Below are 10,178 nucleotides of genomic sequence, written 5' to 3'. Positions count from 1 at the left end.
GAGTAGCTGAAGCGAAGCCAACACCCCTACGGCTCGAAATATGACGGGAAGTTAGAACCAAGGAGCGGCAACCATAACCCCTCCATAAAACAGCGCTCTACCCGCCAGCTCGCCACTAAATACCGCCGCCATCATAATAATCAACACAATTTTATTACTTGCTGTTGGCTTTATCTGTTTATTTGCAATGATACATGGCAGCATCATACTCATAACTACTTGCCACCAAAGAAGATAGCTATCACCAAGGCTGTTTGGAATTTGTATGCGTATTATTTGCGAAACCAATACCAAGCCAACACCAATAAGTAGCCCTAATTTAATCACTTTTGATTGTTGCTTATTTTGTCCATTAACAAATAGGGTCACAAAGCAAAAACCAAGTAGTATTGCACTGCCGATAAAAGCAATTTGAGTCGCAGGTGAGTGCCACAATGGATGCGCTAACATCTGATAATAGACTTGAGCAGTCACGAATATTGCTGCAATACCCGCTATTGCGCTCAACAAACCTAAAATTTGATTACGTGTATTTTTAATTGGCTGTAGCCAACAGCAAAGCGCCCATAAAGTTATCAATCCATTCAATAAAATGAAGGTTATCGCTTCACGGCTTAGCCATGAATGACTTAGACCTAATACTGAACGATAAGCTTCAAGTGGGACGCCTAAATGCCCCATTGACATTGACGATCCAATAACTTCAATCAGCCAGATAATAATGACTGCACTACGCAATGATTTTCCTGAAAGCGCTTGCTCTGCGGAGACACTGAACTGATATAATGTCAGCGCTAAAATGGCGCCAATTCCCCACTGGCTCATAACCGTAAAAAAAACTAGAGGAAGTTCCATATGTTTGATATCCATCATTAATCCTCCATACCAATAATCACAATATTTGGATTACTAATCGTGTGGTCAGGCATATTGTATTTTTGTTCCAGTACTGCCCAATTAGTCGTATGTTTTTTTCGTAGGACAGATATTTCACCGAACTCAATCGCACCTGTTGGACAAGACTCAACACATCGAGGTAACAAACCTTCATCAAGTCTCTCTGCACACATATTACACTTACTGGTTTTACCTTCAGCAGAGTCAAAAACAGGAGCATGGTATGGGCAAGCCATGATACACATTTGACAACCAATACATTTTTCATGATCTTGCACCACAATACCATCAGCACGCTTTGTATAAGTATCTGCTGGGCAAACCTTTAAACACTGAGGATCATCGCAATGGTTACAAGACATAGTAATAAATGCCTGCGTATTCGGTGAATCCTGATTAAACTCTCGTACCCTACGCCATAGTACCCCTGGCGGTGTTACATTCTCAGACTTGCAAGCCATTGAACAAGTTTTACAGCCATAGCAGTCTTTGGTATTAATTAGAAATCCATATTGCTTAACCATGATTACACCTCCCTTCTCACATCAACCAAGGTGCTATTACAACAATGGCCTGTGCCTAAATGCTCCACTTGGTCATTAGTAACGTGGCTACTACTACCTCCTTGTTGTTCCCACCAACCGTTATCCAGTGATACAACCCCTTTTTTAATATGTGTAGTAACAACCGCAATTGCACGATGTTCACCACGATCATTAAAAGCAACTGCCCATTCACCATTATTAATGTTTCTTTGTTTGGCATCTTCTGGGTGGATTAATACATTTGGTTGATTACGCTGCACTTCTAATATCCATTCATTCATACCATGGCTAGAGTGCACACTGCGTGCAAGCTTGCGTTGCACAGCCATCAATGGATATTTTTTGGCCAACTCCGGAGACCCTTTAATTGACTCTTTGACTTGATAATAAGCCACAATTGGCGAGAACTTTTTCTGCTGCCACTCTTCAATAAAAAAATGCGCTTTTTTAGTCGATGTTCTAAAAACACCCTCGTTGAATGGGATCCAATCGCCTTCAACAGGGCGAACAGGCCCTTTTTCTAACATCTGTCGAGTGATACCGGACCCTGCTAAACAGGCATCAATGTAATGCTCAATTGGCTGATTAAACACCTCACCGAATCCAAAACGCTCAGCTAATCGTGCAAAAATCCAATAATCAGGCTTCGCTTCGCCAACCGGTTCAACGGCCTTTTCCATTAATTGAACATATTGGCTACGCACACCTGCCATTAAACTGGTATCTTCAAAGATTGTTGTCACAGGGAGCACTAGGTCTGCATATAACGCTGTCGAACTCATCAAGTTATCGGCAACCACGACAAATGGTACCTTTTTCAAGGCTTCACGAACTTTATTCGTATTCGGTAGTTGCGTCATGACCCCCATTGTCATTACCCACCAAAAATTAATGGGATGCGGTTTATCGTTGACAATATAGTCACCGACCTTCGCAACAGGGATAGGCGTTATTTTTTTAGCATTTGGCGCTGGGGGAACAATTGGGCTAAAATTTGCCATTTGTCTCGCACCACCCGCATCACAAACACCTGCGCCACGTTTACCGATGTTTCCGGTTAACAAAGCAAGGTAGAACTGACTCGCCGCCACATATGCACCATGTTCAGTACGTTGTGCGCCAGACATATTTTGTACGATCATAGATGGAGTGATTGATGAATAATCACGTGCTAAGCGCACAATAGTTTCAACGGGGACATCTGTTTCTTGGCTAACTCGTTGCACATCCCAAGGCTTGGATGATTGATATATTTGTTCAAATACAGTTTGATAGCCTAAATTTTCTGGCAATTCATGTTGAAAAAGTGCCGCTTTAATACCCTGAGTATCATGACGTACTAGTTGTTGTTTAATGACATCAAATACCAAATAGCTATCTTTATCTTGAGCATCTTGCCTAACTTGATGTTGTTCTTTATCCACTAAATAAACAGCACCCGTACGTGCGCGTAAAAAATCTTCATCAATACGATTTTCTTCAATAATAATCTTAATCATACCTAGTGCTAATGCTGTGTCAGTGCCCGGTATAATCGGTATCCACTCATCTGCTTTAGCCGCAGTTTCATTAAATCTTGGATCAATAACCACTAACCGAGCACCATTTTTTCTAGCTTGATTATAATTTTTAAAATAAGCCTGCATAGTTACCGCTGGGTTATTTCCCCAGCAAAGAATATAACGACTATCCGCTACGGTATCTCGTGTATCTGCATAACGTAAACCAACCATTGGGATCATCGCAGCAGTCACAGCAGAACAACATAAAGACCCCGCTTGTTTAGTTGAACCGCCTAAATAATCAAAAAATGCTTTTCCCATGTCATTCTTGATTGAGTCCATATTGCCAGCGTGTGTAGAGATAAATAACCCTTCATTACCAAACTTAGCAATAGTTTCTCTAATATTTTGTTCTATTAAATCAAGGGCTTCATCCCAACTGATAGGCTTAAAATCACCCTCACCCTTCTCGCCGACACGCAATAACGGTGTGGTAACTCTTTGGTCGTGATAAACCCATTTTGTCCGACTCATACCTCTTAAACAGCATTTAACATTAAAACCTTCCGTCGCTTGCACCTTCATCAACTTACCTTGATAAGTGTAAGCGGTTAGATTGCAATGCAAACATTCCATCGCACAGGTGGAACGAAATGTTTTGTAGTCAGATAACTTGAGTCTTATTTTTATTAAGGGTTGGTTATTATTTACCTGGGCAAAAGAACATGGTGCGATCGTTGCCAAACCAACCACTCCTAGTCCTTTAAGTAAGGTTCGACGTTTAAGACGAAACTCATTTATTATTTTCATTATAGTAAACCTCGACATCGCTTTAATAAGTTCACCATATATATACTCCATACACAATTAGTAAACTTGAGAGAGATCAAAACAACACACTATTTACGGGTATAAAAGATGATGACCACAGAACTAAAAGCGATTTTTATGGAGATGTTAGCTGACGTTAGCGACTCGTGGTAAAATCAGCGGTCTTGTTAAAGCGAGGTTTATTTATGTCTACACTGCAAGGTGTTAATTCTGTTGATATTGCAATTAACATTTTAAATTTTATTGCTCAAAATGGCGGTATTGCTCGTGCTGCGGATATTTCTAAAGGATGTGAAATATCTAAAAGTCGATTACATAAATATCTCGTCTCTCTTTGTAGAACACAAATGCTCTATCAAGATATCCAGACAAGCCGTTATGGGCTAGGACGAAATATTTTATTATTATCGAGCTTTATTGAGGCTGATAATTCACATATCGATATTATTAATAACAGCTTAATAAACTTTCGTGACGAACGGAATGTTTCGACAGGGGTTGCTTCTCGATTAGGTAAAACTGTGTCACTAGTGAAATATAATCGCAGCTTTAAAAATGTTGATATCGATTATTTACCAAATACACCGTTACCTCTTGAAAAAAGTGCCGCAGGTATCATTTATTGTGCCTTTGATAAACAAATCAAACAGACCTTATTTTCATCCCAAGAGCTTGATACAGTAATACAACAAGGTTACGCCATTCGCTATACACCAACAGAGGGTATTCCTGGTGCTCAATCAATTGCCTGCCCCGTTTTCAATAATCAAGGGGAATTAATCGCCGCAGCCATCACTATGGGCTTTATTGATAAAACTGATATGGAAGCACTTGCGAGTGCACTCATCAAGCAAGTTAAGACTATTGTTATTTAAGCTAATAATAAATACAAAGAAGAAAAACAAAGAAGCCGAGACTAACTCGGCTTCAAATAAACTAAATTGAAAAAAACGATTACCTATCGACTATTTAACGTCAATACGAGGTAATTCGCCCATCTCTTTTAATTTTTTAGAGATATCACGACGCTCTTTAGAAAGCTCAGCGTTTTTAATGATGTAATCATCAACACGATCGTCGTAGTCACTACGCATATTCGCAATAATAGCTTGAATATCGTCAATAGACATACCTGGTTTAATATACTCACTCAGGTTATCTAATAATAAAACTCGCTTTTGGTTATCGCGAATTTTTTTCTCATTGTCGGTAATTTCACGACGGATCTTATTTTTACGGCGAAACATACGCACAAATTCCAGTACATTTTGGAAAGACGGCTTGTTAGCGTTGTCCATGATTTAAAACCCTCTATTAAAATATTCAAAACGTGTTATCTATTAACACAATACCTTCGAATACCATCATGTTACAAGTCAGTTTCACATTTTTATTGATTTATAGCCATTATACTTCAAGTTACAGCGCTATCTATGTGCATTTACTGCCCAAATAATATGCTTAAAACCTCATTGCTTTATGCTTTGGTGACCAATGGGCTCTCAATATTATTGAGATTGGTTTTCGCACTTTTTTCATTTTCATTGCTATCAATTTTATCACTGCGTAGACAAAATGCGGATAATATTGTGGTTAGAACGACAAAACCACCCATAATTAAATATGTATCTGCAAATCCAATTTTGTCATATCCCCAACCCGCCAGTGGTGACAAAATACTGGCAACAACAGAAGTAATGCAACTAAAGCCGACTAAATATAAAGTAGATGATAAACGCTTATCAAAATGACGGCTGTTATACTTAAAGATAGCAATTAAGAGAATAGGCAATTCAACGGCGTGTAAGAGTTTCATCGCTGAAATTAAAATTGGTCCTTCCACTAAACCTGAACCAATAACTCTTAATGCCATAATGCTACTAGCAAATAATAATCCATTTTTCGCACCAATTCGGTTTACAATAAACGGGGCTAAAAACATACCACCAGCCTCTAAGAAGACCTGTAATGAATTTAGATATCCGTACATCTCATTACCCATTTTTTCATCAGCAAACTGATGCGCAAAATAGACCATGAATTGCTGATCATAAACACTGTAAATACAAGTACCAAGTACAAACAAGATGAGCGCCCAGAAACGCGGCAATGCGAATAACTGTAAAGCATCTCCAATCGTAATCGCAGAAGGACTGCCATGCTCAAGGCTATTATAAGCATCTGTTTTTGCGGTTTTTAATCTCAATAATATAATTAAAAAGATGACACCCGAAATAGTAGCCATTATAAAATTATAATTTGGATCAATATTGATATTACGCCCAGCAAAGAAAGTGGCGACAGCCCAACCTAAAGATCCCCACATTCTGGCTTTGCCGTATTCAAAATCACGTAATCGGCTGACACGCTCGGTATAAGATTCAAGGACACCAATCCCCGCATGAAAGGTCATGCCAATGAACAACCCCCCCACTAAACTACCTATCACAATATTCCACTTTAATAATGAGCCAAATACCATAAAAAATGGACCAGAGGCAATCAGTAAAATTGCAATAAAAAGTAAAAGGTTTTTACGTAAACCTAATTTATCTTGTAAAAATCCATATAGTGGTTGTGCACATAATGCGATAATTGAGATACACGAAAAAATAACCCCAGTATCCGTTCCCTCTAAGCCAACATATTTACGTAACCAAATTGCAACAACTGAAAATGTTGATGACCAGGTGAAAAAGAAAAAAAACAACAACGCACTTAGTGAGGCATAATATTTTTTTGATTCACTATTCATGTTTTATCCGCCAACTAATAATAATCCTTGGCTTAATGTTAAGGTTAAGGTTAACATTAACTGTAAACTAGATATTTGCCTGCCATTTGCGATGTTACTCACAAACGTTAACGTTAACAGTATCTATTTGAGACATTGGTCACACTATAAAATCACTTGATACTCTATTTAATATCGCCTCTGAATATCATCCATAATTAATTTGCTTAAACAAAATTATCAAACTTACTATTTTATAGAGTCTAGCAATAGAAATCCTAAATACATCAATTATTAATGATCCCGATTGCTATTCTTTGTTTGGTTTAGCTTTGTGTGTAGATAGGTTACTATTAAGCAACACTAACATAGAATATTAAAACAATGCTCCCGAAGAATATGCGGTTACAAGATAGCATTTCATGCAATACAATATAAAACTACACGGTGGTTCACGTTGAAAGACAATAAAAAACAACCCTCATTTTTCATTCATGACTATGAAACTTTCGGTAAACGGCCTGCGCTGGATAGACCGGCTCAATTTGCAGGTGTACGTACTGACCTCGATTTCAATATCATCGATGAACCCGAAGTTTTCTATTGCGCGCCATCAGATGACTATTTACCACAACCAGAAGCGGTAATGATCACGGGTATTACGCCACAAATTGCACTGGCACAAGGTGTCAACGAAGCTGAATTTGCGAAACGTGTTCATCAAGCATTCAGTGTGCCTAATACTTGTATCATGGGCTATAACAATATTCGTTTTGATGATGAAGTCACGCGTAATATTTTTTATCGCAATTTCTATGACCCATATGCCTATAGCTGGCAACAAGGTAACTCTCGATGGGATCTACTTGATACGCTTCGCGCCTGCTTTGCATTGCGTCCTGAAGGCATTAACTGGCCTGAAAACGAAGATGGGTTACCTAGTTTACGTCTTGAGCATTTAAGTAAGGCTAATGGCATTTTGCATGAAAATGCTCATGATGCGATGTCCGATGTTTTAGCCACGATCAACATGGCTAAATTACTGAAAGCAGCACAACCACGAATGTTTGATTATTTTTATCAACTACGAAATAAAAATAAAGTCAGTGAATTAATAGATATCGTTAATATGACTCCTCTGGTGCATGTTTCTGGCATGTTTGGCGCTTTACGCTCTTATGTGAGTTTAGTTGCTCCATTAGCATGGCATCCTGATAATCGTAATGCGGTCATCATGTGTGATTTATCCGCGGATTTATCCCCTTTAATTGAATTAAATGCACAAGAATTGCGCACTCGGCTTTATACACCTAAAGCAGAACTTGGGGACAAACTACCCATTCCCGTTAAATTAGTGCAAATTAATAAATGCCCAATTTTAGCGCCCGAAAAAACATTGCGTCCTGAAGATGCAGAGCGTACAGGTTTAGATCGTGATTTATGTCTACGTAATTTAGAAGTTCTTCGCAAAGATCCAGAAATCCGTAATAAATTAATTGAGTTATTTAGTGTTGCACAAGAATTTGAAGAATCAAATGATGTAGACACACAAATTTATAGCGGCTTCTTTAGTACTTCCGATCGTTCTACGATGGATATTATTCGTGAAACATTACCGCAGAATTTACCCGCTTTAGATCTTAGTTTTGAAGATAAGCGCATGAAAGAACTTTTCTTTCGCTATAAAGCACGTAACTTTCCAAACATCTTATCTTATGAAGAGCAACAACGCTGGTTACAACATCGTAGAGACTACTTTAACGAAGCTCGTTTAACCGAATATATGCAACAAATACAAATGCTACTTGTGGAACATCAGCAAGATGAAAAACGTTGCCAACAATTAAAGGCATTAGTAAATTACGCGACAGAGTTAGCAAGTTAGCTAAAATACTAAATAAAATGAAAATGGGCAGATAATCTGCCCATTTTTATAAGGAAGATGTTTTAATTAGTGTTCACCAGAATGGCTATCACAGCCACAATCCCCTTCCCAATTCTTACGTTTAGTCGTTTTACCGAGTCCAGGGTTCATGGTATTCGTCGGATCAGCGTCTTTATAGAAAGATTTTAGTTGCGGTTGTGCTTTATATAAATGCCCAACATTATGCTCTGCGGGATATTGCGCTCCACGCTCATCCAGTAGGGCTAACATTTTCTCTTTTAACTCTTTCGGGTTAACCCCTTTCTTTAAAACATAATCTTGATGCATTACATGGCACATAAAATGTCCGCAATAGAGTTTATGTACGAGCAGATCTTCTATTTCAGGTGGAAGTTGTTCAAACCACTGAGTGTCATTACGTCTAAGCGCAATATCCAGAGGCAAAACATCTTCAACATCTTTAGCATGAACAGCATGATAACGCACTGCTGAACCTGCGGCGGCGAAGCGATGTAAAAAGGCTTTAGCGCCCTCTTCCGCTGTACATTCAAAATAACCACCATCCGCGCTGGCAAAGAATGCTTTTAGCCATACTTTAGCTTCATCAATACCATCACCTGCCATTTTTAACATTAAATGATGTTCATAGCGGTCACGAAATTCTTTCATACGAGGCGGTAAATGTGATGGCCATAATTTACTTAACAATTGCATTCCTCTATCCACTAAATTTGAGGGCAACAATGGCACTTTATTTAAAATTGCATCCAGACGACCTTTTATAGTGAAAAACATTGGCATTTTATCGGTGCCAAATTTATCAATCATTAAAAAGGTATCTTTACCGTAAATTTCGGCAATATCAAAACAACCGCGATGCATATACTCACCCGCTACAGGTAAGTTTTTAAATTCACTCAATATATGACGACGAATATCCTCTAACACATCAGGATTATTGGAACCAATATAAAAGACTTGTGTGGATTTATCTGCGGGGAATGTATCTAAGCGCACAGCAAAAACAGCCAATTTACCCGCACAACCTGACGCTTCAAATAAACGTCGCTCATCTGCATTAAAACGTGACGGTGTATCCGCATCAACGTCTCGCACTCGCTGCGCATATTCATGGTCAGATGCCAATTTTTCACTTACTTGTACATCTTCACTACCGTAAGCTCGGTTTTGTAAATTATTTAATATTGCTTCCGGTGTTTCACCTAGATCAATCCCTAGATGATTAATCAGCTCAACTTTGCCTTCATCATTTACACGCCCATACAGCGCTAATTCTGTATAAGCAGGCCCACGGCGTACTAACGAGCCACCTGAGCTATTACAGATACCACCAACAACAGAAGCACCAATACAAGATGAACCAATTAAAGAATGAGGCTCTCGGCCTAAAGGTTTTAATATTTTTTCTAAGTCATATAAGGTACTACCGGGCATTGCCACCACCTGATTAAACTCAGGTAGCACTTGAATTTGGTTTAGTCTTAGCGTGCTGATAATCACAATATCGCGATCATAATCATAACCACTTGGCGTTGAGCCCTCTGTTAACCCTGTATTAGCCGCTTGCATCAAAACAATTTTATCTGCCTCAACACAAGCTTTGAATACATACCACTGCTCCAACAATGTGGTCGGAAAAACTACCGCTATCGCATCACCAACCCCAGAACGAAAGCCTTTACGATAACGTTCTGTTTTATGAGGCTCAGTGAGAATATTTTTTTTGCCAACAATGTTCCTGAGTGTGAGTAGTAATCGTTGAT

The 10,178-nt window shown here is 38.7% G+C and carries 8 protein-coding genes; 2 read left to right on the top strand and 6 right to left on the bottom strand.

The window, feature by feature from the left end; translation table 11 throughout:
• Nucleotides 1-51: 51 nt before the first annotated feature.
• The 3 genes from ACTH6U_RS13025 to ACTH6U_RS13015 are packed head-to-tail and all read right to left on the bottom strand — an operon-like array spanning nucleotide 52 to nucleotide 3,754.
• Nucleotides 52-873: a dimethyl sulfoxide reductase anchor subunit family protein gene (locus tag ACTH6U_RS13025; protein WP_441832377.1), complete on the bottom strand. Its 822-nt coding sequence runs from the start codon at nucleotides 871-873 to the stop codon at nucleotides 52-54.
• Nucleotides 873-1,421, bottom strand: coding sequence for a 4Fe-4S dicluster domain-containing protein (locus ACTH6U_RS13020; RefSeq protein ID WP_441832376.1), 549 nt, complete (start codon nucleotides 1,419-1,421; stop codon nucleotides 873-875). The genes ACTH6U_RS13025 and ACTH6U_RS13020 overlap by 1 nt, the downstream gene beginning before the upstream one ends.
• A gap of 2 nt (nucleotides 1,422-1,423) precedes the next feature.
• Nucleotides 1,424-3,754, bottom strand: a complete 2,331-nt coding sequence (locus ACTH6U_RS13015) for a molybdopterin-containing oxidoreductase family protein (protein WP_441832375.1) — start codon at nucleotides 3,752-3,754, stop codon at nucleotides 1,424-1,426.
• 206 nt (nucleotides 3,755-3,960) lie between these two features.
• Between ACTH6U_RS13015 and ACTH6U_RS13010 the strand changes: the two genes are divergently transcribed.
• A complete protein-coding gene (locus tag ACTH6U_RS13010) occupies nucleotides 3,961-4,650 on the top strand; it encodes a helix-turn-helix domain-containing protein (RefSeq protein ID WP_434719129.1) in 690 nt (229 codons plus the stop codon).
• A 90-nt stretch (nucleotides 4,651-4,740) separates the two neighbouring features.
• On the opposite strand, the gene tmaR is transcribed toward ACTH6U_RS13010, so the two are convergent.
• Complete coding sequence (gene tmaR, locus ACTH6U_RS13005) at nucleotides 4,741-5,073, bottom strand: PTS system regulator TmaR (RefSeq protein ID WP_294105349.1); 333 nt, start codon at nucleotides 5,071-5,073, stop codon at nucleotides 4,741-4,743.
• A 179-nt stretch (nucleotides 5,074-5,252) separates the two neighbouring features.
• Nucleotides 5,253-6,530 (bottom strand): MFS transporter, encoded by a 1,278-nt coding sequence (locus ACTH6U_RS13000; protein WP_294105346.1) that lies wholly within the window; start codon nucleotides 6,528-6,530, stop codon nucleotides 5,253-5,255.
• A gap of 436 nt (nucleotides 6,531-6,966) precedes the next feature.
• Here ACTH6U_RS13000 and sbcB point away from each other — a divergent pair, with 436 nt between their 5' ends.
• On the top strand, nucleotides 6,967-8,394 hold the full coding sequence (sbcB, locus tag ACTH6U_RS12995) for an exodeoxyribonuclease I (protein WP_441832374.1): 1,428 nt from the start codon (nucleotides 6,967-6,969) through the stop codon (nucleotides 8,392-8,394).
• Nucleotides 8,395-8,460: 66 nt separating this feature from the next.
• On the opposite strand, the gene dld is transcribed toward sbcB, so the two are convergent.
• A partial coding sequence (dld, locus tag ACTH6U_RS12990) for a D-lactate dehydrogenase (RefSeq protein WP_441832373.1) occupies nucleotides 8,461-10,178 on the bottom strand: 1,718 nt, incomplete at its 5' end.

Origin of the sequence: Providencia sp. (assembly GCF_052096715.1) — a bacterium.
In the GTDB taxonomy this organism is placed as follows: domain Bacteria; phylum Pseudomonadota; class Gammaproteobacteria; order Enterobacterales; family Enterobacteriaceae; genus Providencia.
The sequence above is the reverse complement of the archived record's forward strand: the minus strand, read 5'-3'. Positions and strand labels throughout refer to the sequence as shown.

Excerpts from the sequence above, each read along its gene's own strand:
- ACTH6U_RS13020 (WP_441832376.1), bottom strand. The coding sequence starts at position 1,421 with ATGGTTAAGCAATATGGATTTCTAATTAATACCAAAGACTGCTATGGC.
- ACTH6U_RS13025 (WP_441832377.1), bottom strand. The coding sequence starts at position 873 with ATGATGGATATCAAACATATGGAACTTCCTCTAGTTTTTTTTACGGTT.
- ACTH6U_RS13010 (WP_434719129.1), top strand. The coding sequence starts at position 3,961 with ATGTCTACACTGCAAGGTGTTAATTCTGTTGATATTGCAATTAACATT.
- tmaR (WP_294105349.1), bottom strand. The coding sequence starts at position 5,073 with ATGGACAACGCTAACAAGCCGTCTTTCCAAAATGTACTGGAATTTGTG.
- ACTH6U_RS13000 (WP_294105346.1), bottom strand. The coding sequence starts at position 6,530 with ATGAATAGTGAATCAAAAAAATATTATGCCTCACTAAGTGCGTTGTTG.
- ACTH6U_RS13015 (WP_441832375.1), bottom strand. The coding sequence starts at position 3,754 with ATGAAAATAATAAATGAGTTTCGTCTTAAACGTCGAACCTTACTTAAA.